The sequence below is a fragment of the Bacillus sp. FAU18 genome (assembly GCF_056033885.1).
On the sequence record NZ_JBVYHZ010000003.1, the window covers coordinates 923,347 to 947,618 of the forward strand.

The following is a 24,272-nucleotide window of genomic DNA, read 5'->3' on the forward strand; positions in this document are numbered from 1 at the left end:
GAGGGTTGTTAACAGCCTTAAAAACAGATACAGGAAAAATCCGCCAGCATAATGAAGATGATGCGGGGATATTCAAGGGGAAAGATGAATTTATATTAGCGGTTGTCGCTGATGGCATGGGCGGCCATCTTGCTGGAGATGTTGCGAGCAAGATGGCTGTGAAAGCCATGGGGGAGAAATGGAATGAAGCAGAGACGATTCCAACTGCGCCCTCGGAATGTGAAAAATGGCTCATTGAACAGATTCTTTCGGTAAACAGCAAAATATACGATCACGCTCAAGCCCACGAAGAATGCCAAGGCATGGGGACGACGATTGTATGTGCACTTTTTACGGGGAAAACGGTTTCTGTTGCCCATATCGGAGACAGCAGATGCTATTTGCTTCAGGACGATGATTTCGTTCAAGTGACAGAAGACCATTCGCTTGTAAATGAACTGGTTCGCACTGGAGAGATTTCCAGAGAAGACGCTGAACATCATCCGCGAAAAAATGTGTTGACGAAGGCGCTTGGAACAGACCAGTCAGTCAGCATTGACACCCGTTCTTTTGATATAGAACCCGGAGACAAACTGCTTCTATGTTCTGACGGACTGACGAATAAAGTGGAAGGCACTGAATTAAAAGACATCCTGCAAAGCGATTCAGCTCCTCAGGAAAAAGTAAACCTGCTTGTGGACAAAGCCAACCAGAATGGCGGAGAAGACAACATAACAGCAGTTTTGCTTGAGCTTGCTTTACATGTTGAAGAGGGTGAAGATCAGTGCTAATCGGCAAGCGGATCAGCGGGCGTTACCAGATTCTCCGCGTTATAGGCGGCGGGGGAATGGCCAACGTGTATTTAGCTGAGGATATCATTCTAGACCGTGAAGTCGCAATTAAAATCCTGCGGTTTGACTATGCAAATGACAATGAATTTATCAGACGTTTCCGCAGAGAAGCCCAATCCGCATCAAGCCTCGATCACCCGAATATTGTCAGCATTTACGATTTGGGCGAGGAAGATGATATTTATTATATTGTCATGGAATACGTTGAAGGCATGACGCTTAAAGAATACATAACAGCAAATGGGCCGCTTCACCCTAAAGAAGCGCTGAACATCATGGAGCAAATTGTCTCAGCCATCGCTCATGCCCATCAAAACCAGATTGTTCACAGAGACATCAAGCCGCATAACATTTTGATTGATCATATGGGAAATATCAAAGTAACGGATTTTGGAATTGCGACGGCACTAAGTTCGACCACAATCACCCATACCAATTCAGTTCTGGGCTCGGTCCATTACTTATCACCTGAACAGGCCCGGGGCGGCTTAGCCACAAAAAAATCGGATATTTATGCGCTTGGAATCGTTCTATTTGAGCTTTTAACCGGCCGTATTCCGTTTGATGGAGAGTCAGCAGTCAGCATCGCCTTGAAGCATCTTCAAGCGGAAACTCCTTCGACAAAAAGGTGGAATCCATCGGTCCCCCAAAGCGTTGAAAACATCATACTCAAGGCAACTGCCAAAGATCCTTTTCATCGCTACGAAACGGCTGAAGACATGGAAGCAGACATAAAAACAGCTTTTGATGCCGACAGACTCAATGAAAAGAGATTTACGATTCAAGAAGATGAAGAAATGACAAAAGCGATACCTATCATTAAAGATGAAGAACTCGCTAAAGCTGCTGGCGAAAAAGAAGCTGAAGTGACAACCGCACAAGAAAACAAAACAAAGAAGAACGGCAAAAGAAAAAAGTGGCCGTGGGTTTTGCTCACGATATGCCTCGTTTTTATCACAGCTGGAATTCTTGCTGTCACTGTTTTTCCGTCGCTTTTCATGCCTAAGGATGTCAAAATACCTGATGTCTCCGGAATGGAATACGAAAAAGCCGCAGGGCTCTTGGAAAAAGAAGGTTTACAGGTTGATTCCGAGGTGTTGGAAATCTCAGATGAAAAAATTGAAGAGGGCCTGATGGTAAAAACGGACCCTAAAGCGGATACCACAGTCAAAGAAGGCGCCACGGTCACCCTTTATAAGAGCACCGGAAAAGCAAAAACGGAGATCGGTGATGTGACAGGCCAAACGGTCGACCAGGCAAAAAAAGCGTTGAAGGACCAAGGGTTTAAACATGTAACGGTAAATGAAGTGAATGACGAGAAAAATGCGGGCACTGTCATTGACCAAAATCCTTCAGCAGGGACTGAGCTTGTCCCGAGTGAAGATCAAGTCAAACTTACAGTCAGTATCGGACCCGAAGACATTACGCTTAGAGACTTGAAAACCTACAGTAAAGAAGCAGCGTCTGGATATCTGGAAGACAACGGATTGAAGCTTGTAGAAAAAGAAGCATACTCAGATGATGTTCCAGAAGGACAGGTTGTCAAACAAAAACCAGCAGCAGGTACGGCAGTAAAGCCGGGAAACGAAGTTGAAGTGACATTCTCTCTCGGACCAGAGAAAAAACCTGCGAAAACAGTGAAAGAAAAGGTCAAGATCCCCTACGAACCAGAAAATGAAGGGGACGAGCTTCAAGTGCAAATCGCGGTTGACGATGCGGATCACAGCATCTCTGACACTTACGAAGAATTTAAGATAAAAGAGCCGACTGAACGAACGATCGAACTAAAGATTGAACCCGGCCAAAAAGGGTACTATCAAGTAATGGTAAACAATAAAGTTGTCAGCTACAAAACCATTGAGTATCCGAAAGATGAATAACAAGGAGGGAAAATATGCCTGAGGGCAAAATTATTAAGGCGCTAAGCGGCTTTTACTATGTACTGGATGAATCAGAGGATTCAGATAAAGTAATACAATGCAGAGGAAGAGGCATTTTCAGAAAAAACAAAATTACCCCTCTTGTCGGTGATTACGTTGTGTATCAAGCTGAAAATGACAAAGAAGGATATCTAATGGAAATTAAAGAAAGAACCAACGAGCTTATCAGGCCGCCAATTTGCAACGTTGATCAAGCGGTCCTGGTTTTCTCAGCGGTTCAGCCTTCTTTCAGCACGGCATTGCTCGACCGCTTCCTGGTTCTCGTTGAGGCCAATGATATTCAGCCGATTATATGCATTACTAAAATGGATTTGATTGAAGATCAAGATACAGAAGATAGGATACAAGCTTATGCAGAAGACTATCGGAATATTGGTTATGACGTATACCTTACCTCCTCTAAGGACCAAGACAGTTTAGCGGACATCATCCCACATTTTCAGGATAAAACAACGGTATTTGCCGGTCAGTCCGGTGTTGGAAAATCCTCGCTTCTCAACGCGATCAGTCCGGAGCTCGGATTGAGAACAAACGAGATTTCCGAGCATTTGGGCCGCGGGAAACACACAACCCGCCACGTGGAGCTGATTCACACGTCCGGAGGCTTGGTTGCAGATACACCGGGATTCAGCTCGCTTGAATTTACAGACATTGAGGAAGAAGAGCTGGGCTATACCTTCCCTGATATCAGAGAAAAAAGCTCTTCATGCAAATTTAGAGGCTGTTTACATCTGAAAGAGCCGAAGTGTGCGGTGAAACAAGCTGTTGAAGACGGGGAATTAAAGCAGTATCGCTATGACCATTATGTTGAATTTATGACGGAGATAAAAGACAGAAAGCCGAGGTATTAGCATAATGATAAAGGTTGCACCATCTATTCTTTCCGCTGATTTTGCCGCTTTAGGCAATGAGATTAAAGATGTAGAAAAAGGCGGAGCCGATTGTATTCATATTGATGTTATGGACGGCCATTTTGTCCCGAATATCACAATCGGTCCGCTGATTGTAGAAGCAGTCCGGCCGGTAACGGATCTGCCGCTCGATGTCCATTTAATGATAGAAGAGCCGGATCGTTATATCCCGGCTTTTGCGAAAGCAGGCGCAGATATCCTGTCTGTGCATGCTGAGGCATGTCCGCACCTGCACCGTACCATCCAGCTCATTAAAGAGCAAGGAGTGAAGGCCGGAGTAGTTCTAAACCCGCATACCCCTGTACAAGTCATCGAGCATGTTTTCGACGATCTCGATCTTGTTCTTTTAATGACGGTGAACCCGGGCTTCGGCGGGCAGAAATTTATTCATTCAGTCCTTCCTAAAATAAAAGAGGTTAAGCGAATGGCGGATGAAAAAGGAAAAAAAAGATCTGTTAATTGAAGTAGACGGCGGCGTCAACAAAGAAACCGCTCCGCTCGTCATTGAAGCGGGCGCAAATTTACTCGTTGCCGGTTCAGCTGTTTATGGCCAGTCTGACCGCAAAAAAGCAATTTCTGAAATCAAAGGAAGTAAATAAGCAGCTTTAGAAAAGAGCTGGGCATACAATAGCCTAAGCTCTTTTTCCTGTATGCAGAGAAAGGAATCAGAGATGAAAACAATTAATATCGTTGCGGGAGGCCCGAAAAATCTCATTCCCGATCTAACCGGCTATACGGATGAACACACGCTTTGGATCGGTGTTGACAAAGGCACCGTCACTCTCTTAGATGCCGGGATCATTCCTGTTGAAGCCTTCGGAGATTTTGACAGCATAACAGAGCAAGAACGCCGGCGAATAGAAAAAGCCGCTCCCGCCCTTCATGTGTATCAAGCAGAAAAAGATCAAACAGATTTAGACCTCGCCCTTGATTGGGCGCTGGAAAAGCAGCCGGATATTATTCAGATTTTCGGCATTACAGGCGGCAGAGCTGATCATTTTTTAGGAAACATTCAGCTTCTGTATAGAGGTGTAAAAACGAACATAAAAATTAGGCTGATAGACAAACAAAATCATATTCAAATGTTCCCTCCTGGTGAATATGATATTGAGAAGGATGAAAATAAGCGATATATCTCCTTCATACCGTTTTCCGAAGACATACATGAGCTGACCCTGACCGGTTTTAAATATCCTCTAAATAATTGTCATATTACGCTCGGTTCAACACTATGTATTAGTAACGAACTCATTCATTCACGAGGTACTTTTTCGTTTGTAAAAGGCATATTAATAATGATAAGAAGCACGGATTAAGCATGTGCTTTCATTCAATTGCTGAAAACAATGAACAAGGCGGTTACGGGACGTTATAGGAGGGGACAAAAAATGAAATTTTACACCATTAAATTGCCGAAGTTTTTAGGAGGAATTGTCCGGGCGATGCTGGGCTCATTTAGAAAAGATTAATGCCCAGGGGTTCAAAGCCCTCTTTCACCACATAAAAACGCCTGCCACATATCGGGGCAGGCGTTCATTTTGTTATACACGCTCAACTTTACCGGATTTCAAAGCTCGAGCAGATACATATACTTTTTTAGGTTTTCCGTTCACAAGGATACGAACCTTTTGAAGATTCGCGCCCCAAGTGCGCTTAGAAGCGTTCATTGCGTGAGAACGGTTATTCCCAGCTGTTGTTTTTTTACCTGTGATAACGCATTTACGTGCCATTTGTTTCCCTCCTCACTTGCACAAAACATCTACTTTTTAACATTCATATAATCTTAGATGCTTTCGATATGGATACTTTAAATAATTTACCACAGCTAAAAAACGTTTGCAACTATTGTTTCATCATCTTTCAAGAAAATTCACTTGACATCTTGCGGAAACAGCAGCGCTATAGTATATGTAGAGGTACGGCCAGCGATTATTGCCTGGTCTTTTCATAATGGAAACCATATAGTAGAATAGCTGTAACTCTATGCATTCGAAGGAGGAACTAGTGTGTCCATTGAATTAAGAACGAAGTACGGACAGATTGATATATCTAATGAAGTCATTGCGATGGTTGCAGGAGGCGCGGCGGTTGACTGTTACGGCATTGTCGGCATGGCTTCTAAAAACCAGATTAAAGACGGACTGACTGAAATCCTTCGGAAAGAGAATTTCAGCAGGGGTGTCCAAGTTCGCCAAGAAGGAGAACAGATACATATCGACATGTATATCATTGTCAGCTACGGCACGAAAATTTCTGAAGTGGCACATAATGTCCAAACAAAAGTAAAGTACACAGTAAATCAAACCATCGGACTGGCAGTGGATTCTGTCAATATTTATGTCCAAGGCGTACGAGTGACGAACCCGTAGTTAGGAGGAGTAGGATTGTCTATCAGAACATTAGACGGCAGAACCTTTGCCGAGATGATTCTTGCGGGAGCGCAGAATCTGTCTCAAAACGCCAGTGCAGTTGATGCACTGAACGTGTTTCCGGTGCCGGACGGTGATACGGGAACTAATATGAACCTGTCGATGACTTCCGGAGCAAGAGAAGTTGAACAAATGGATACGGATGATATCGGGAAGGTGGGCTCCGCGTTATCTAAAGGGCTGCTCATGGGAGCACGCGGAAATTCAGGAGTTATCCTATCCCAATTGTTCCGCGGATTTAGCAAAAGCATTGAAACGAAAAAAGAAATTAATGCACTTGAGTTTGCCGCTGCGCTGCAAGCAGGTGTAGACATGGCGTATAAAGCTGTCATGAAACCTGTAGAGGGCACCATTTTAACAGTTGCAAAAGACGCTGCAAAAAAAGCGATGATCTTAGCAGAAAAAGAAACCGATATCACTGCGCTGATGACTGCAGTGACAGAAGAAGCAGAGGCGTCTTTAAACCGCACCCCTGAATTGCTACCTGTCCTAAAGGAAGTAGGAGTTGTCGATAGCGGGGGCAAAGGCCTGCTCTGTGTGTATGAAGGTTTCCTTGCTTCATTAAAAGGTGAAACTGTACCTCAGAAAGCAGTTCTTCCGTCACTTGACGACATGGTCAGCGCAGAGCATCACAAGAGCGCGCAAAGCATGATGAATACCGAAGATATTGAATTTGGATTCTGTACCGAAGTGATGGTTAGGCTTGATCAGACAAAAAGAGAGTTCGACGAAGGCACTTTCAGGCAAGACCTCAGCCAGTTCGGAGATTCTCTGCTTGTGATTGCGGATGAATCGCTGGCGAAGGTTCATATTCATGCTGAAGAGCCGGGAAACGTGTTAAACTACGCCCAGCATTACGGTGAATTGATCAAAATAAAAATAGAAAATATGAGAGAACAGCATACCTCTATCATCAGTCAAGAAAGCAAACCTGCAGACAACGAAACACCGCCGGCAAAACAGCCGTATGGCATTGTGACTGTAGCGATGGGAGAAGGAATTTCAGACCTATTCAAAAGCATTGGAGCTTCTGTTGTGATTGAAGGCGGCCAGACCATGAACCCAAGCACTGAGGATATTGTTGATGCCGTGAAGTCTGTAAATGCAGATACGGTATTTATCCTGCCTAACAACTCCAACATTATCATGGCTGCTAACCAAGCGGCCAGCGTAGTGGATGAAAAGGTTTTTGTCATTCCTGCTAAAACGGTTCCGCAAGGGATGTCAGCTCTGCTGGCTTTTAACCCGGATCAAGAAGCTGAAGCGAACGAGGCCAATATGCTAAGCGCCATTCAGCAAGTAAAAAGCGGACAGGTGACGTTCTCAGTCAGAGATACTCATATTGACGGTAAAGATATTAAAAAAGGCGACTTTATGGGCATTCTGAATGGAACGATTATCGGCACTTCTGAAAATCAGCTGTCAGCCGCGAAAATGCTGCTGTCAGAAATGATCGGAGAAGATGATGAAATCGTGACCATTCTATATGGTGAGGATGCGTCTCAGGAAGAAGCTGAGCAGCTTGAAGCGTTTCTCAGTGAAAAGTACGAGGAGATTGAGGTTGAGATCCACAATGGGAAACAGCCTCTGTATTCGTATATAGTTTCTGCAGAATAGAAGGGCAATTTGCCCTTCTATTCTTATGTCTGCTTTTAAGTGCGGCAGCGCTGTAACGCGCCCGCTTGCCATTTTATATCTGATCAATTAGTCTAGAAGCAAAGCGCTAATAAGCTCTGGTTCATAAGGAGGAATAGCATGAAATACAGAAGCGTTTTTGATATTATCGGCCCGGTTATGATCGGTCCGTCCAGCTCTCATACAGCGGGAGCTGCTAGAATCGGGAGAGTGGCCAGAAGTTTATTTGGCAGAGAGCCTGAGCGCATCATTGTATCTTTTTACGGGTCGTTTGCGGAAACGTATAAGGGCCACGGGACAGATGTCGCGATTATCGGCGGATTGCTTGATTTTGATACATTCGACGAACGGATTAAAACCGCTATACAAATTGCAGAAGCTAAAGGAATTGATATAGAGTTTCGGGTAGAAGACGCAGTCCCGGTCCATCCGAACACAGCAAAAATCACCATTTCTGATGAAAAGGGTGAGCTGGAACTGACGGGTATTTCGATTGGCGGAGGAAAGATTGAAATCACAGAATTGAATGGTTTTGAGCTCCGGCTGTCAGGAAATCATCCGGCCATATTAGTTGTTCATAATGACAAATTTGGCACAATTGCCGGTGTTGCCAATGTTCTGGCGAAATTTTCAATCAACGTAGGACATATGGAAGTAGCCCGGAAAGATATCGGCCAGCTTGCGCTGATGACAATAGAGGTCGATCAAAATATTGACGACCACATTCTCGACGAGCTGTCGAAGCTGCCGAATATTATTCAAGTGACAAAGATTGCTGACTAGCGAAAGGGTCAGGAGGAGCCAGTTATGTTTCGTAATGTAAAAGAATTAATTGAGATTACTAAAGAAAAACAAATATTGATCTCTGATGTGATGATAGCTCAAGAAATGGAAGTAACAGAAAAAACAAAAGAGGACATTTTTCAGCAGATGGATCATAACCTGTCTGTTATGGAAGCGGCGGTTCAGAAAGGACTCGAGGGGGTTACGAGCCAAACGGGCTTAACAGGCGGAGATGCCGTTAAATTGCAGGCCTATATTCGATCAGGAAAAAGCCTGTCTGGCCCGCTGATTTTAGATGCTGTATCGAAAGCCGTTGCAACAAATGAAGTAAATGCAGCAATGGGAACCATCTGTGCGACACCGACTGCAGGTTCTGCCGGTGTGGTGCCCGGTACGTTATTTGCTGTAAAAGAAAAGCTGAATCCAACAAGAGAACAAATGATCCGCTTTTTGTTTACAGCCGGGGCTTTCGGATTTGTCGTGGCTAATAACGCAAGTATTTCCGGCGCCGCCGGAGGATGTCAGGCAGAGGTTGGATCAGCTTCAGGCATGGCGGCTGCGGCCATTGTTGAAATGGCAGGAGGAACACCCGAACAAAGCGCGGAGGCCATGGCCATTACATTAAAAAATATGCTAGGCCTCGTGTGCGACCCTGTTGCAGGGCTTGTTGAGGTGCCTTGCGTGAAACGGAATGCGATGGGCGCGTCAAATGCGATGATTGCCGCTGATATGGCATTGGCGGGCATTACAAGCCGTATTCCATGTGATGAGGTTATCGATGCCATGTATAAAATAGGCCAAACGATGCCAACTGCACTTAGAGAAACAGGCCAGGGCGGTTTAGCGGCAACACCGACAGGAAGAGAATTAGAGAAAAAAATTTTCGGAGGAGCGCTAGGTTCACGTGAAACAACATCAGCAAACTAGTATAGCTAACATTAAGGGTATTGGGCCGGAAACAGAAAAAACGTTACACGAACTCGGTATTTATGACATTTCTGATCTTCTGAATTATTTCCCTTATCGCTATGATGACTACGAGCTGAGGGATTTAGAAGAAGTAAAGCATGATGAAAGAGTCACAGTCGAAGGGAAGGTTCATTCAGAGCCTTCTCTTACCTATTACGGAAAAAAACGAAACAGGCTGACATTCAGGCTTCTGGTCGGCCACTATTTAATCACAGCCGTATGTTTTAACCGGCCTTATTTGAAGAAGCAGCTTTCGCTCGGCTCTGTGGTGACGGTTTCAGGTAAATGGGACAAGCACCGCCAAACCATCTCTGTTCAGGAGTTGAAAAACGGGCCGCATCAAGAAGACAAAAGCATTGAACCAGTGTATTCTGTGAAAGAAAATGTTACCGTCAAAATGATGAGGCGCTTTATTCAGCAGGCGCTGACCCAATATGCAGACTCACTTCCTGATCCTCTTCCGGAAAAGCTAAGAAAAAGCTATAAACTGCCTGACTATTATCAGGCGTTAAAAGCAATGCACCAGCCTGAAACAAGGGAAGCATTAAAGCTTGCCAGACGGCGGTTTGTTTATGAAGAATTTTTGTTGTTTCAGTTGAAAATGCAGGCGTTCCGAAAGGCGGAAAGAGAGCAGACACAAGGGATACGGCAGCGTTTTTCAAACGAAGAACTCATGAGATTTATCAAAAGCCTCCCGTTTCCCCTCACAAACGCCCAGTCACGCGTTCTTCGCGAAATAACAGCAGACATGTCTTCTCCATACAGAATGAACCGTCTTCTTCAAGGGGACGTTGGATCAGGAAAAACGGCAGTCGCCGCCATTGCACTGTATGCCGCGATCCTATCCGGATACCAAGGAGCGCTCATGGTGCCGACAGAAATTCTGGCCGAGCAGCATGCTGATTCGCTCGTTTCGCTATTTGAAAAATGGGACGTCAGCGTTGCTCTTTTGACAAGCTCTGTTAAAGGGAAGCGGCGAAAAGAACTGCTTGAACGTCTTGCGGCGGGTGAGATTGATATTCTTGTAGGAACCCACGCTTTAATCCAAGACGAGGTGGAGTTTAAGGCGCTGAGTCTCGTTATTACTGATGAACAGCACAGATTTGGAGTTGAGCAGCGCAAAAAGCTTCGGAACAAAGGGCAGGATCCCGATGTTCTCTTTATGACAGCCACTCCAATCCCAAGAACATTAGCGATCACAGTGTTCGGTGAAATGGATGTATCTGTCATTGATGAGATGCCGGCTGGACGAAAGCGAATTGAAACCTATTGGGTAAAACATGACATGCTGGATCGTATTTTGGCATTTGTCGAAAAAGAATTAAAGCAAGGCAGGCAGGCTTATATCATCTGTCCGCTGATTGAAGAATCAGACAAGCTTGATGTGCAAAACGCCATTGACGTGTACAATATGCTTTCTGATATTTTTCGGGGAAAATGGAATGTCGGCCTTATGCATGGGAAGCTGCATTCCGATGAAAAAGACCAGGTCATGAGAGAATTCAGCGCAAATCACTGTCAAATTCTCGTATCAACTACTGTTGTTGAGGTTGGCGTGAATGTTCCGAATGCAACGATTATGGTGATTTATGACGCCGACCGTTTCGGACTATCACAGCTTCACCAGCTGCGCGGCCGTGTTGGACGGGGTGAGCATCAATCTTTCTGTATTCTGATGGCTGATCCAAAATCAGAAACAGGGAAAGAACGGATGAGGATCATGTCGGAGACCAATGACGGTTTCGAGCTGTCTGAAAAGGATCTGGAACTGAGAGGTCCCGGTGATTTCTTCGGAAAAAAACAAAGCGGAATGCCGGAATTTAAAGTGGCGGACATGGTTCATGATTACAGAGCGCTTGAAACGGCAAGGCAGGATGCTGCGAATCTTGTGGCTTCTGACGCGTTCTGGAAGGAGCCGGAATACGCTGTGTTAAGAGATGAATTGCTGAAGAGCGGAGTAATGGACGGGGAAAAATTAAGCTGAGTATCAGAAGTTTTTGGTGTTCAGCCAGAAACAATCGTTGCATTCCAATCTATGAAATTATATACTACTATTAGTACCTAGTCTTAATTGTCCGGATGGTGTTTAGATATGAGAAGAAATAAGAGAGAACGCCAGGAATTACTTCAGCAGACGATTCAAGCAACCCCCTTTATTACAGATGAAGAATTAGCGGGTAAATTTGGGGTGAGCATCCAGACGATACGTTTGGACCGCTTAGAGCTTTCCATACCTGAACTGAGAGAAAGAATTAAGAACGTGGCAGAGAAAACACTTGAGGACGAAGTGAAGTCCCTGTCACTTGATGAAGTTATCGGAGAAATTATTGACCTTGAGCTGGATGATCAGGCGATATCTATTTTAGAAATAAAACAGGAGCACGTGTTCAGCCGGAATCAGATTGCGAGAGGACACCATTTATTTGCACAGGCGAATTCTTTGGCCGTTGCAGTCATTGATGACGAGCTGGCGCTGACTGCAAGTGCAGACATCCGCTTTACAAGACAGGTAAAGCAGGGAGAACGTGTCGTAGCAAAAGCGAAAGTGACGGCTGTCGAAAAAGAAAAAGGAAGAACGGTTGTCGAAGTGAACAGCTACGTTGGCGAAGAAATTGTTTTTTCTGGACGCTTTGACATGTATCGTTCAAAACATTCATAAAGGTGGAGCATGCATGAGAATAGCTGTAGATGCAATGGGAGGAGACCACGCTCCCAAAGCTGTTATTGACGGAGTTATAAAAGGTATAGAGGCATTTGATGATCTCCATATCACACTTGTCGGTGACAAAACAACGATAGAATCACATTTAACAACTACATCAGATCGCATCACGGTGCTGCACGCAGATGAAGTGATTGAGCCTACGGATGAACCGGTCCGTGCCGTGCGAAGAAAAAAGAACTCATCTATGGTTCTTATGGCGCAGGAGGTTGTGGAAAACAGAGCTGACGCCTGCATTTCAGCAGGAAATACCGGTGCATTAATGACAGCCGGTCTCTTTATTGTCGGAAGAATTAAAGGAATTGACCGTCCGGCGCTTGCTCCGACACTTCCGACTGTTTCGGGAGACGGATTTCTTCTCCTTGATGTCGGCGCCAATGTCGATGCCAAACCGGAGCACCTCGTTCAATATGCCATCATGGGTTCTGTTTATTCTCAGCAAGTGCGCGGTGTCACTTCACCGAGAGTCGGACTTTTAAATGTCGGAACAGAAGATAAAAAAGGAAACGAACTGACGAAGCAGACGTTTCAAATTTTAAAAGAAACAGCAAACATCAATTTTATCGGAAACGTGGAAGCGCGAGACCTTTTAGATGATGTGGCTGATGTTGTAGTAACAGACGGCTTTACCGGGAATGTTACACTCAAAACGCTGGAAGGCTCTGCGTTGTCTATTTTTAAAATGATGAGAGACGTAATGACGTCTACTTTGACATCAAAGCTTGCAGCAGCTGTGCTGAAGCCAAAATTGAAAGAAATGAAAATGAAAATGGAGTATTCGAATTATGGCGGAGCAAGTCTTTTTGGCTTAAAAGCCCCTGTGATAAAGGCGCACGGCTCTTCAGATTCAAATGCTGTATTCCATGCGATTCGGCAAGCAAGAGAGATGGTCAGCCAAAATGTGGCTGCGCTCATTCAGGAAGAAGTGAAAGAAGAAAAAACAGATGAGTAGTCTGGAGGTTTTTACATCATGAGTAAGATTGCATTTTTATTCCCGGGTCAGGGATCACAATTTATCGGCATGGGGAAAGAGCTTTATGAGCAGGTGCCTGCTGCAAAGCGTCTGTTTGATGAAGCCGATGAAACGTTGGAAACAAAACTCAGCTCGCTTATTTTTGAGGGTGCTGCTGAAGAATTAACACTTACATACAATGCGCAGCCTGCTTTGCTTACGACAAGCATCGCTGTTCTTGAGAAATTTAAAGAATCTGGCATTACACCTGATTTCACAGCAGGACACAGCCTTGGTGAATATTCTGCACTGGTTGCGGCTGGCGCTCTGTCTTTCAAAGATGCTGTTTATACCGTCAGAAAGCGCGGAGAGTTTATGAATGAAGCGGTGCCGGCTGGCGAAGGAGCAATGGCTGCGATTCTCGGCATGGATGCTGAAGCATTAAAGCAAGTAACCGATAAAGTCACAGAGGAAGGCAACCTTGTACAGCTTGCGAATCTCAACTGTCCTGGCCAAATCGTCATTTCCGGAACAGCTAAAGGGGTTGAGCTTGCATCTGAACTGGCAAAAGAGAACGGAGCAAAACGCGCAATTCCGCTTGAAGTAAGCGGTCCGTTCCATTCTGAACTGATGAAACCGGCTGCTGAAAAGCTGAAAGAGGTATTGGACGCCTGTGACATAAAAGACGCTGACGTTCCGGTCATCTCAAATGTTTCTGCTGACGTGATGACTGAAAAAGCAGATATCAAAGAAAAACTTATTGAGCAGCTTTATTCTCCGGTTCGTTTTGAGGAAAGCATTAACAAGCTGATCGCAGAGGGTGTTACGACTTTTATCGAAATCGGTCCCGGAAAAGTGCTTTCAGGCCTTGTGAAAAAAGTAAATAGACGGTTAAAAACAATTGCTGTATCAGATCCGGAAACGATCGAGCTGGCAATTCAAACGCTTAAGGAGGAGAATGATAATGCTTAATGATAAAACGGCTATTGTCACTGGCGCATCCCGCGGAATCGGCCGCTCAATCGCCCTTGATCTGGCAAAAAGCGGAGCAAATGTTGTCGTGAATTACTCCGGCAATGAAGCGAAAGCAAATGAAGTGGTAGTTGAAATCAAATCTATGGGCAGAAACGCAATTGCTGTCAAAGCGGATGTATCAAATCCCGAAGATGTACAAAACATGATAAAAGAAACGCTGTCTGTTTTTTCTACAATTGACATTCTGGTTAATAATGCCGGGATTACAAGAGACAATCTCATCATGAGAATGAAAGAAGACGAATGGGATGACGTTATTAACATTAACCTGAAGGGTGTTTTCAACTGCACAAAAGCTGTTACAAGACAAATGATGAAACAGCGTTCAGGCCGCATTATTAACGTATCGTCTATCGTCGGCGTCAGCGGAAACCCTGGACAAGCCAACTATGTGGCTGCAAAAGCCGGCGTCATCGGTTTAACCAAGTCTTCTGCTAAAGAGCTCGCCAGCCGAAATATTACGGTAAACGCAATAGCGCCAGGATTTATCTCAACTGATATGACAGATAAACTTGCAAAAGACGTTCAAGACGAAATGCTGAAACAAATTCCGCTCGCGCGCTTTGGTGATCCTAGCGATGTCAGCAGTGTTGTCACATTCCTAGCTTCAGAGGGAGCTCGTTATATGACAGGCCAAACGCTTCATATTGACGGCGGAATGGTGATGTAAGTTTTTTCTCGAAAATTTCATCATAGTTTCTCTAGTTTTTTAAAAACGAATCCACTATAATACTTGAGGGGAGGTGAATTGCTATGGCAGACACATTAGAGCGTGTAACGAAAATCATCGTAGATCGCCTTGGCGTTGATGAAGCAGACGTCAAACTTGAAGCTTCTTTCAAGGAAGACTTAGGTGCTGATTCCCTAGATGTAGTTGAGCTTGTTATGGAACTTGAAGACGAGTTTGATATGGAGATTTCTGACGAAGATGCTGAAAAGATTGCAACAGTCGGCGACGCTGTGAACTACATACAAAACCAGCAATAAGCTGATGCTAAAAGTCCCGCCGAAACGCGGGGCTTTAGCCCTTTATTCGTGCAGTTATTACAGCATGCCGCTTTTACGCGCGCTGTATCCGGTTTAGTCAGAGAAGCGCGGTGAACCTGATGTGCCTATGGAGGTTACTATGTCAAAACACTCACATTATAAAGATAAAAAAAAGTTCTATAAAAAAGTAGAACAATTTAAAGAGTTTCAAGAACGGATTTCGGTTCACTTTCAAAATGAAAAGCTTTTGTATCAAGCATTTACACATTCATCTTATGTGAATGAGCATCGGAAAAAGCCGTATGAAGATAATGAAAGGCTTGAATTTTTAGGTGACGCTGTTTTGGAACTGACGATCTCCAGATTCTTATTTGCCAAATACCCGGCTATGAGTGAAGGAGATTTGACGAAATTGAGAGCCGCAATTGTTTGCGAACCGTCTCTCGTTTCATTGGCTCACGAGCTGTCATTCGGCGATCTTGTCCTGTTGGGTAAAGGCGAGGAAATGACAGGCGGAAGAAAGCGTCCTGCTCTATTGGCGGATGTTTTTGAGGCATTTATCGGAGCCTTGTATCTTGACCAGGGATTAGAGCCGGTCGAAAGTTTCTTAAAAGTTTATGTGTTCCCTAAAATTAACGATGGTGCTTTTTCTCATGTGATGGATTTCAAAAGCCAGCTGCAGGAATACGTGCAGCGGGACGGCAAAGGCTCTCTGGAGTATAAAATCTCCAACGAAAAAGGACCTGCGCACAACCGTGAATTTGAAGCCATCGTATCTCTAAAAGGTGAACCACTCGGAGTCGGAAACGGCCGTTCAAAGAAAGAAGCCGAACAGCACGCTGCTCAGGAAGCTTTAGCTAAATTGCAAAAACACCATACGAAACAATAAAATCCCCCTTATGACTCAGGGGGATTTCAGTATGTATGCCGTCTTATTTCACCAATGTTTATGATAGAATTGAAATACTTATTACATAAGGAGGATCGCTATGTTCCTCAAACGTTTAGACGTTATAGGATTTAAATCATTTGCAGAACGGATTTCCGTAGACTTCGTTAAAGGCGTGACAGCGGTTGTCGGGCCGAACGGAAGCGGAAAAAGCAACATCACGGATGCCATTCGCTGGGTTCTCGGCGAACAATCGGCACGCTCTCTTCGCGGCGGAAAAATGGAGGACATTATTTTTGCCGGGAGTGATTCAAGAAAGCGATTAAATCTAGCTGAAGTTACGCTTACTCTTGATAATGATGATCATTTCTTGCCAATTGACTTCCACGAAGTGAGTGTCACAAGACGTGTGTACAGATCAGGTGAGAGTGAGTTTCTGATTAACAATCAGCCGTGCCGGTTGAAAGATATTATTGATTTATTTATGGACTCTGGCCTTGGTAAAGAAGCATTTTCTATTATCAGCCAAGGGAAAGTGGAAGAGATCCTGAGCAGCAAAGCGGAGGATCGCCGCAGTATCTTTGAAGAAGCGGCCGGGGTGCTTAAATATAAAACGAGAAAGAAAAAAGCAGAAAATAAACTGTTTGAGACACAGGACAATCTAAATCGGGTAGAAGATATATTACATGAGCTTGAAGGACAGGTTGAACCTCTTAAAATTCAAGCTTCAATAGCGAAAGACTACCTTGAGAAAAAGAAAGAGCTGGAGCATGTTGAAATTGCGCTGACTGCCTATGATATCGAAGAGCTGCATGGTAAATGGTCGACTCTTAAAGAGAAAGTGCAGATGGCAAAAGAAGAAGAGCTTGCTGAATCGTCTGCTATTTCTGCGAAAGAAGCAAAGATTGAGGATACAAGGGACAAAATACAAGCGCTTGATGAGTCAGTAGATGAGCTCCAGCAAGTTTTACTGGTAACTAGTGAAGAGCTGGAAAAGCTTGAAGGCCGTAAAGAAGTCCTGAAAGAACGAAAGAAAAACGCTGTGCAAAACCAAGAACAGCTTGAAGAAGCCATCGTTCAGTTCCAGCAAAAAGAAACGGTTCTGAAAGAAGAGCTTTCGAAGCAGGAAGCTGTCTTCGAAACGCTTCAGGCTGAGGTGAAGCAGTTAAGGGCGCAAGTAAAAGAAAAACAGCAGGCTCTCAGTCTTCACAATGAAAATGTCGAAGAGAAAATCGAGCAGCTGAAAAGTGATTATTTTGAGCTGTTAAACAGCCAGGCTTCGATACGCAACGAACTCCAGCTTCTTGATGACCAGATGTCCCAATCCGCTGTCACATTGCAGAGACTCGCGGACAACAATGAAAAGCACCTGCAGGAACGGCGTGATATTTCTGCGCGTAAAGCCGCATGTGAAACGGAATTTGCTCGAATTGAGCAGGAGATTCACAGTCAAGTCGGTGCATATCGTGATATGCAGACAAAATATGAGCAGAAAAAGCGCCAATACGAAAAAAATGAATCCGCTCTGTATCAGGCATACCAATACGTTCAGCAAGCGAGATCAAAAAAGGACATGCTTGAGACGATGCAGGGAGATTTCTCCGGCTTTTATCAAGGTGTTAAAGAAGTGCTGAAAGCGAAAAAGCGCCTTGGTGGAATTCGCGGAGCGGTTCTTGAGCTGATTTCTACAGAACAGAAGTATGAAACGGCCATTGAAATAGCGCTCGGCGCTTCTGCTCAGCATGTCGTGACCGACGATGAACAATCTGCCCGAAAAGCGATTCAATATTTAAAGCAGAATTCCTTCGGCCGGGCGACGTTTCTGCCTCTTTCTGTTATTAGAGACCGCCAGCTTCAAAGCCGTGACGCGGAAACAGCCGCCCGGCATTCATCATTTCTCGGGGTTGCCAGTGAACTTGTCACATTTGATCCTGCGTATCGAAGCGTCATCCAGAATCTTCTTGGAACCGTTCTGATCACAGAGGACTTAAAGGGTGCAAACGAGCTTGCGAAGCTTCTCGGGCACCGGTACCGCATCGTAACCCTTGAGGGAGATGTTGTGAACCCCGGTGGTTCAATGACGGGCGGCGCGGTTAAAAAGAAAAATAACTCCCTCCTTGGAAGAAGCCGGGAGCTAGAAGATGTGACGAAACGGCTCGCTGAAATGGAAGAGAAAACAGCACTGCTTGAACAAGAGGTCAAAACCCTTAAGCAATCCATTCAGGATATGGAGAAAAAACTGGCTGACTTAAGAGAAACCGGGGAAGGCTTAAGGTTAAAGCAGCAGGATGTGAAAGGCCAGCTGTACGAACTTCAAGTTGCCGAGAAAAATATCAATACCCATTTAGAGCTCTATGACCAAGAAAAATCTGCTCTGTCAGAAAGCGATGAAGAGAAAAAAGCGCGCAAACGCAAGCTTGAAGAAGAGCTCTCTGCCGTTTCTGAAAAGATGAAACAGCTTGAAGAGGACATAGACAAACTGACAAAACAAAAACTAACGCAATCCTCAACGAAAGAGTCTCTCTCCAACGAGCTGACTGAGCTGAAGATCGCTGCGGCCAAAAAAGAGCAGGCATGCAAGGGGGAAGAGGACAACCTTGCCAGATTAAAGAAAGAGCTCACTGAAACAGAGCTTGCGTTAAAAGAAGCAAAAGAAGACTTAAGCTTCTTAACGTCAGAGATGTCATCTAGCACCAGCGGCGAAGAAAAGCTGGAAGAAGCAGCAAAACATAAATTGAATGACAAAACGAAAACGATCGAACTGATTGCATTAAGGCGCGATCAGCGCATCAAGCTTCAGCATGGGCTTGATACGTATGAGCGTGAGCTGAAAGAAATGAAACGCCTGTATAAACAAAAAACAACGCTCTTAAAAGACGAAGAAGTCAAACTCGGACGGATGGAAGTCGAGCTTGATAATTTACTTCAATACTTACGGGAGGAATACAGCTTGTCCTTTGAGGGGGCAAAAGAGAAATATCAGCTTGAAACTGATCCAGAGGAAGCCAGAAAGCGCGTGAAGCTGATTAAACTCGCAATTGAAGAGCTGGGTACCGTGAACCTCGGAAGCATAGATGAGTTTGAGAGGGTCAACGAACGGTACAAGTTTCTGTCGGAACAAAAAGAAGATTTAACAGAAGCGAAAAATACCTTGTTCCAAGTGATTGAAGAAATGGATGAAGAAATGACGAAGCGCTTTAACGACACATTCGTCCAAATCCGCTCACACTTTGATCAAGTTTTCCGCTCCTTATTCGGAGGAGGGCGAGCTGAACTGAGGCTCACCGATCCTAACGATCTGCTTCATTCAGGAGTCGAGATTATCGCTCAGCCGCCGGGGAAAAAGCTGCAAAACTTAAACCTCCTGTCAGGCGGAGAGCGTGCGCTTACTGCTATAGCGCTCTTATTCTCAATCCTAAAGGTTCGTCCAGTGCCGTTTTGCGTCCTTGACGAAGTAGAGGCTGCGCTCGACGAAGCGAATGTGTTCCGGTTTGCGCAGTATTTAAAAAAATACAGCAGTGATACCCAGTTTATTGTGATTACCCACAGAAAAGGAACGATGGAGGAAGCGGATGTGCTTTATGGCGTAACCATGCAGGAATCCGGTGTTTCCAAGGTAATCTCCGTTAAGCTGGAAGAAACAAAAGAATTCGTTCAGTAACGAGGAAAGAGGTTAAAAGATGAGCTTTTTTAAAAAATTAAAAGAGAAAATCACAAAACAGACAGATTCCGTATCTGAAAAGTTTAAGGATGGCCTTGAAAAAACAAGAAACTCCTTTCAAAACAAAGTGAATGATCTTGTATCCCGTTACCGTAAAGTGGATGAGGATTTCTTTGAAGAGCTTGAAGAGGTTCTTATCAGCGCGGATGTCGGTTTTACAACCGTTATGGAATTAATAGATGAGCTGAAAAAAGAAGTCAAACGCAGAAATATTCAAGATCCAAAGGAAGTCCAGTCAGTGATTTCTGAGAAACTGGTCGAGATTTATAACAGCGGAGATGAGCAAATTTCAGAACTGAACATCCAAGATGGGCGTTTAAACGTAATCCTTCTGGTAGGTGTAAACGGCGTCGGGAAAACAACAACGATCGGAAAGCTTGCTCATAAAATGAAACAAGAAGGAAAATCTGTCGTACTTGCCGCCGGAGACACTTTTAGAGCGGGAGCCATTGAACAGCTGGAAGTATGGGGAGAGCGTACAGGAGTGCCTGTCATTAAGCAGACGGCAGGAAGCGATCCGGCGGCTGTCATCTACGATGCTGTTCATGCTGCGAAAGCAAGAAATGCCGATATATTAATTTGTGATACGGCAGGTCGTCTCCAAAACAAAGTAAATCTCATGAAAGAGCTTGAAAAAGTAAAACGTGTTATCGAAAGAGAAGTTCCTGAAGCTCCGCATGAGGTGCTGCTTGCCCTTGATGCCACGACCGGCCAAAATGCAATGGCTCAGGCAAAAGAGTTCTCTAAAGCAACAAATGTTACCGGCATTGCTTTAACGAAGCTTGACGGTACGGCAAAGGGCGGTATCGTCCTTGCGATTCGCAACGAGCTTCACATCCCGGTTAAACTAGTCGGTTTAGGAGAAAAAGTTGATGATCTTCAGGAATTTGATCCAGAATCCTATGTGTACGGACTCTTTTCAGATTTAGTGGAAAAAGCCGACGATTAAGAAAAAGGCCCCTACATCTTGGGGCCTTTTCTTTTTTATCTTCTTACTTGATAGGCGAAATGATAAAGACTGTTATCAGTGGATACCAGTCTTGACTCACCAGAAAATACTCTGAATGGGATGATGTCATAGTAATGAACAGAAACAGATGTGTAATACGTGTAATACCCAGCAGCTGGCCCCAAATACATTGGAACCTCAAATGTTCCGTTTGCATCAGTCGTTCCTGAAGCAGTTTGTGTTGTGTTTCCGACCTTCGTGTCCGCTTCAAATCTTACGGGCGCGTTTGGCACTGGCTGTCCGTTTTGGTCGAGTAATTTGCCGCTTACTGTAATATTGTACTTGACTCGCCAATATTGACCTTGTCCGTAATTGATTTTACCGTATACCCCTCCATCTGTGCTGATATTTGTGATTGAGGCCTTATAAGGTGCCTCAGCAGCGTCTGCTTGCTGTGCCGGGAAACCTATTGTAAACAGGGCTGCCAGACATAACATAAACAATAAACCGATTTTTTTCATAAAAATCCTCCTTAAAATAGGGTTCATATACAATATCGGAATAAATTGGATGATATTTAGCGTATTTTGGAAAAAGTTAATCGCCGCTTTGACAAGATAAAAACTTGACAGTGTCAATAAAACCGTGTAAACTAAGTTATCGTAAAGGGATTTGACTTAACAAAGGGGAGAGCTCAAATGTCACTCGAAAAGACAACGAGAATGAATTATCTGTTTGATTTTTATCAGTCGTTGTTGACGTCAAAACAGAAGAGCTATATGTCGCTTTATTATTTGGACGATTTCTCCCTAGGCGAAATAGCCGAAGAATATGAGGTTTCAAGACAAGCTGTTTATGATAACATCAAACGAACAGAAGCGATGCTTGAACAATATGAAGAAAAGCTGCTCCTTTTGAAAAAGTTTCAGGAGCGTAAAGAGATGTTTAATAAGCTGAAGGAGCTTGCTTCCGGTTCAAAAGAAGAGGAAGAAATTACAGCTCTGATTGAAGCGCTTGAGAAATTAGATTAGGAGGCGGCAAACTATGGCATTTGAAGGATTAGCCGACCGACTGCAGCAGACGATTTCTAAAATCCGCGGAAAAGGGAAAGTCAGCGAACAAGATGTAAAAGATATGATGCGTGAGGTTCGTCTTGCGCTGCTTGAGGCTGACGTTAACTTTAAAGTAGTCAAAGATTTTGTCAAAAAAGTAAGTGAACGCGCTGTAGGCCAAGACGTCATGAAAAGTCTGACGCCCGGCCAGCAGGTCATTAAAGTTGTTAAAGAGGAACTGACTGAGCTGATGGGCGGCGAAGAGAGCAAAATCGCCGTCGCAAAAAGGCCGCCGACTGTTATTATGATGGTCGGTCTCCAAGGTGCCGGTAAAACGACAACAAGCGGTAAGCTTGCGAATCTGCTGCGCAAAAAGCATAATCGCAAACCGATGCTGGTTGCTGCCGATATTTACCGCCCAGCCGCAATTAAGCAGCTGGAAACACTCGGCAAACAGCTTGATATGCCTGTTTTCTCTCTTGGCGATCAGGTCAGTCCTGTAGAAATAGCTAAACAGGCTATTGAGAAAGCCAAGGAAGAACATTATGACTATGTCATTTTGGATACGGCAGGCCGCTTGCATATCGACCATGAACTGATGGATGAACTGACCAACGTCAAAGAAATCGCGAATCCGGAAGAAATTTTCCTGGTTGTCGATTCAATGACCGGTCAGGACGCTGTGAATGTTGCCAAAAGCTTTAATGAACAGCTCGGTTTAACCGGTGTTGTGTTAACTAAGCTGGATGGAGACACACGCGGCGGGGCTGCGCTTTCTATTCGCGCTGTCACAAACACGCCAATTAAGTTCGCAGGTTTGGGCGAAAAGCTTGATGCGTTAGAGCCGTTCCATCCTGAACGCATGGCATCAAGGATTCTCGGCATGGGCGACGTGCTGACATTGATTGAAAAAGCACAGGCCAGCGTTGATGAAGACAAAGCCAAAGAGCTGGAACAAAAAATGAGAACGATGAGCTTCACATTGGACGATTTTCTGGAGCAGCTCGGGCAAGTCAGAAACATGGGGCCGCTTGATGAGCTTCTACAAATGATGCCGGGTGCAGGTAAAATGAAAGGCCTGAAAAACATCCAAGTTGATGAAAAACAGCTGAATCATGTGGAAGCAATCATCAAATCAATGACTGTTCTTGAAAAAGAACAGCCGGATATTATCAATGCCAGCCGGCGGAAGCGGATTGCAAAAGGAAGCGGGACATCCGTACAGGAAGTCAACCGTCTGCTTAAGCAGTTTGATGAAATGAAAAAAATGATGAAGCAGATGACAAACATGTCAAAAGGCAAGAAAAAAGGGTTTAAGCTACCTTTTATGTAATCGGTTATACATGATAAAACCGTTGTTAAGAAAAAACACTTTACAAACACTTTTATCATTGTTAATATACTATCTTGTTGAAATATTTTCGGAGGTGCTAGTAAAATGGCAGTAAAAATTCGTTTAAAACGTATGGGAGCAAAAAAATCTCCTTTCTATCGTATTGTTGTAGCAGATTCTCGTTCACCACGTGACGGCCGTTTCATCGAAACAGTCGGAACTTACAACCCGGTTGCAAAACCAGCGGAAGTAAAAATTGACGAAGAGCTTGCTCTTAAATGGCTTCAAACTGGAGCGAAACCATCTGATACAGTTCGCAACTTGTTCTCTAGCCAAGGAATCATGGAAAAATTCCACAACGCTAAACAAGGCAAGTAATGACTGATCAACACTTGGAAGATTTGATTGTCCACATTGTGACGCCGCTTGTTGATCATCCAGATGACATTCGCGTCATAAGAGAAGAAACCGATCAAAAGATTGCGCTGCGCTTATCTGTCCATAAGTCAGATACCGGTAAAGTTATCGGAAAGCAAGGCCGGACTGCAAAAGCGATTCGAACAGCTGTATTTGCAGCTGGCGCACAGTCTTCTAAGAAAGTTCAATTTGAAATATTTGACTAAAAGGGAGAGGGCCGGCACCTCCCCTTTTTTTACACGCAAAAAAAGGGTAAACTGATAGAAGCTTAGGCAAAATAGAAAAGCCTGGGCGAGAAAAAGTTTTAAAAGCGGGGAGCTTGGTGCGATGCAAATTATTCACCGTGTAGCCGTTATGCAAGTCTTAACCGAGCGCAGTAAAGAAAAGCTTTTAGCTTCTTTTGCCGAGAAGAAACAAATGCTTGAACGAGAATGCAGCCAGCTCTATTTTCAGCTTAGAAAACATGAGAAAGAACAGCAAAACCCTGATATGATTGAACAATTTAAAAAGGCAATAGGAAAGCGAAAAGATGATATAAAAATCATTGATTTTCAAATTGCTCAAGTACATACATTGCCGCTTGGCAGTGAGTTGAAAGAAAAGGAAGTCGATGCGCTGCTGACGATTGAAGCCGGGGATGACTGGCATGAGAAAACAGCAGCGAACACCATCGTCATAAAAGACGGAAAAGTAATTGAAATTCGCCAGAGGTGATCAT

General features: G+C 44.3%; 25 protein-coding genes and 1 pseudogene. 24 read left to right on the forward strand and 2 right to left on the reverse strand.

What is annotated here, in order from left to right; all coding sequences use genetic code 11:
• Window positions 1-5 precede the first annotated feature (5 nt).
• The 6 genes and pseudogenes from prpC (at window position 6) to spoVM (ending at window position 5,150) form a co-directional block, all read left to right on the forward strand.
• Window positions 6-770 (forward strand): protein-serine/threonine phosphatase PrpC, encoded by a 765-nt coding sequence (gene prpC / locus AC0OMU_RS05095; protein WP_123373564.1) that lies wholly within the window; start codon window positions 6-8, stop codon window positions 768-770.
• A complete protein-coding gene (gene prkC, locus AC0OMU_RS05100; protein ID WP_014476782.1) occupies window positions 764-2,710 on the forward strand; it encodes a serine/threonine protein kinase PrkC in 1,947 nt (648 codons plus the stop codon). The genes prpC and prkC overlap by 7 nt, the downstream gene beginning before the upstream one ends.
• A 14-nt stretch (window positions 2,711-2,724) precedes the next feature.
• Complete coding sequence (gene rsgA / locus AC0OMU_RS05105) at window positions 2,725-3,621, forward strand: ribosome small subunit-dependent GTPase A (RefSeq protein WP_015383635.1); 897 nt, start codon at window positions 2,725-2,727, stop codon at window positions 3,619-3,621.
• 4 nt (window positions 3,622-3,625) lie between these two features.
• Window positions 3,626-4,280: pseudogene (gene rpe / locus AC0OMU_RS05110) on the forward strand (ribulose-phosphate 3-epimerase).
• Between the two features lie 72 nt (window positions 4,281-4,352).
• Window positions 4,353-4,997 carry a thiamine diphosphokinase gene (locus AC0OMU_RS05115; protein ID WP_015483217.1) on the forward strand — a complete coding sequence of 215 codons (645 nt, stop codon included), beginning with the start codon at window positions 4,353-4,355 and terminating at the stop codon, window positions 4,995-4,997.
• Window positions 4,998-5,069: 72 nt separating this feature from the next.
• Window positions 5,070-5,150 carry a stage V sporulation protein SpoVM gene (gene spoVM, locus AC0OMU_RS05120; RefSeq protein WP_003221545.1) on the forward strand — a complete coding sequence of 27 codons (81 nt, stop codon included), beginning with the start codon at window positions 5,070-5,072 and terminating at the stop codon, window positions 5,148-5,150.
• A 72-nt stretch (window positions 5,151-5,222) separates the two neighbouring features.
• On the opposite strand, the gene rpmB is transcribed toward spoVM, so the two are convergent.
• Window positions 5,223-5,411: a 50S ribosomal protein L28 gene (gene rpmB, locus AC0OMU_RS05125; protein ID WP_003221548.1), complete on the reverse strand. Its 189-nt coding sequence runs from the start codon at window positions 5,409-5,411 to the stop codon at window positions 5,223-5,225.
• Window positions 5,412-5,687: 276 nt separating this feature from the next.
• Between rpmB and AC0OMU_RS05130 the strand changes: the two genes are divergently transcribed.
• The 13 genes from AC0OMU_RS05130 to ftsY all read left to right on the forward strand — a co-directional run bounded on the left by AC0OMU_RS05130 (window position 5,688) and on the right by ftsY (window position 20,752).
• A complete protein-coding gene (locus tag AC0OMU_RS05130; protein ID WP_003232054.1) occupies window positions 5,688-6,050 on the forward strand; it encodes an Asp23/Gls24 family envelope stress response protein in 363 nt (120 codons plus the stop codon).
• A gap of 15 nt (window positions 6,051-6,065) precedes the next feature.
• Window positions 6,066-7,727 (forward strand): DAK2 domain-containing protein, encoded by a 1,662-nt coding sequence (locus AC0OMU_RS05135; RefSeq protein WP_015483218.1) that lies wholly within the window; start codon window positions 6,066-6,068, stop codon window positions 7,725-7,727.
• Between the two features lie 138 nt (window positions 7,728-7,865).
• Window positions 7,866-8,528 carry an L-serine ammonia-lyase, iron-sulfur-dependent subunit beta gene (gene sdaAB / locus AC0OMU_RS05140; protein ID WP_003232050.1) on the forward strand — a complete coding sequence of 221 codons (663 nt, stop codon included), beginning with the start codon at window positions 7,866-7,868 and terminating at the stop codon, window positions 8,526-8,528.
• Window positions 8,529-8,552: 24 nt separating this feature from the next.
• Window positions 8,553-9,455 carry an L-serine ammonia-lyase, iron-sulfur-dependent, subunit alpha gene (gene sdaAA, locus AC0OMU_RS05145; RefSeq protein WP_003232049.1) on the forward strand — a complete coding sequence of 301 codons (903 nt, stop codon included), beginning with the start codon at window positions 8,553-8,555 and terminating at the stop codon, window positions 9,453-9,455.
• Window positions 9,433-11,481, forward strand: coding sequence for an ATP-dependent DNA helicase RecG (recG, locus tag AC0OMU_RS05150; protein ID WP_014479767.1), 2,049 nt, complete (start codon window positions 9,433-9,435; stop codon window positions 11,479-11,481). Before sdaAA ends, recG begins: the two co-directional genes overlap by 23 nt.
• 108 nt (window positions 11,482-11,589) lie before the next feature.
• Window positions 11,590-12,156, forward strand: coding sequence for a transcription factor FapR (fapR, locus tag AC0OMU_RS05155; RefSeq protein WP_003232044.1), 567 nt, complete (start codon window positions 11,590-11,592; stop codon window positions 12,154-12,156).
• Between the two features lie 13 nt (window positions 12,157-12,169).
• Window positions 12,170-13,171, forward strand: a complete 1,002-nt coding sequence (plsX, locus tag AC0OMU_RS05160) for a phosphate acyltransferase PlsX (protein WP_047182603.1) — start codon at window positions 12,170-12,172, stop codon at window positions 13,169-13,171.
• 18 nt (window positions 13,172-13,189) lie between these two features.
• On the forward strand, window positions 13,190-14,143 hold the full coding sequence (gene fabD / locus AC0OMU_RS05165) for an ACP S-malonyltransferase (protein WP_015383644.1): 954 nt from the start codon (window positions 13,190-13,192) through the stop codon (window positions 14,141-14,143).
• Window positions 14,136-14,876, forward strand: a complete 741-nt coding sequence (gene fabG / locus AC0OMU_RS05170) for a 3-oxoacyl-[acyl-carrier-protein] reductase (RefSeq protein WP_474240944.1) — start codon at window positions 14,136-14,138, stop codon at window positions 14,874-14,876. Before fabD ends, fabG begins: the two co-directional genes overlap by 8 nt.
• 83 nt (window positions 14,877-14,959) lie before the next feature.
• Window positions 14,960-15,193, forward strand: a complete 234-nt coding sequence (gene acpP / locus AC0OMU_RS05175; RefSeq protein WP_003154310.1) for an acyl carrier protein — start codon at window positions 14,960-14,962, stop codon at window positions 15,191-15,193.
• Window positions 15,194-15,332: 139 nt separating this feature from the next.
• On the forward strand, window positions 15,333-16,082 hold the full coding sequence (rncS, locus tag AC0OMU_RS05180) for a ribonuclease III (protein WP_003232030.1): 750 nt from the start codon (window positions 15,333-15,335) through the stop codon (window positions 16,080-16,082).
• A 100-nt stretch (window positions 16,083-16,182) separates the two neighbouring features.
• Window positions 16,183-19,743 (forward strand): chromosome segregation protein SMC, encoded by a 3,561-nt coding sequence (smc, locus tag AC0OMU_RS05185; protein WP_474240945.1) that lies wholly within the window; start codon window positions 16,183-16,185, stop codon window positions 19,741-19,743.
• Between the two features lie 19 nt (window positions 19,744-19,762).
• Window positions 19,763-20,752 carry a signal recognition particle-docking protein FtsY gene (gene ftsY / locus AC0OMU_RS05190; protein WP_015383647.1) on the forward strand — a complete coding sequence of 330 codons (990 nt, stop codon included), beginning with the start codon at window positions 19,763-19,765 and terminating at the stop codon, window positions 20,750-20,752.
• Window positions 20,753-20,787: 35 nt separating this feature from the next.
• On the opposite strand, the gene AC0OMU_RS05195 is transcribed toward ftsY, so the two are convergent.
• Window positions 20,788-21,273, reverse strand: a complete 486-nt coding sequence (locus tag AC0OMU_RS05195) for an Ig-like domain-containing protein (RefSeq protein ID WP_003245834.1) — start codon at window positions 21,271-21,273, stop codon at window positions 20,788-20,790.
• 177 nt (window positions 21,274-21,450) lie between these two features.
• Here AC0OMU_RS05195 and AC0OMU_RS05200 point away from each other — a divergent pair, with 177 nt between their 5' ends.
• From AC0OMU_RS05200 to AC0OMU_RS05220, 5 genes are all read left to right on the forward strand, one after another.
• A complete protein-coding gene (locus AC0OMU_RS05200; RefSeq protein WP_003238590.1) occupies window positions 21,451-21,783 on the forward strand; it encodes a putative DNA-binding protein in 333 nt (110 codons plus the stop codon).
• A 13-nt stretch (window positions 21,784-21,796) separates the two neighbouring features.
• Window positions 21,797-23,137, forward strand: coding sequence for a signal recognition particle protein (gene ffh / locus AC0OMU_RS05205; protein ID WP_014113771.1), 1,341 nt, complete (start codon window positions 21,797-21,799; stop codon window positions 23,135-23,137).
• Window positions 23,138-23,242: 105 nt separating this feature from the next.
• Window positions 23,243-23,515, forward strand: coding sequence for a 30S ribosomal protein S16 (rpsP, locus tag AC0OMU_RS05210; protein ID WP_003220815.1), 273 nt, complete (start codon window positions 23,243-23,245; stop codon window positions 23,513-23,515).
• A complete protein-coding gene (locus tag AC0OMU_RS05215) occupies window positions 23,515-23,760 on the forward strand; it encodes a KH domain-containing protein (protein WP_014476792.1) in 246 nt (81 codons plus the stop codon). The genes rpsP and AC0OMU_RS05215 overlap by 1 nt, the downstream gene beginning before the upstream one ends.
• A 121-nt stretch (window positions 23,761-23,881) precedes the next feature.
• Window positions 23,882-24,268 (forward strand): YlqD family protein, encoded by a 387-nt coding sequence (locus AC0OMU_RS05220; protein ID WP_015383649.1) that lies wholly within the window; start codon window positions 23,882-23,884, stop codon window positions 24,266-24,268.
• The last annotated feature ends 4 nt before the right edge of the window (window positions 24,269-24,272 follow it).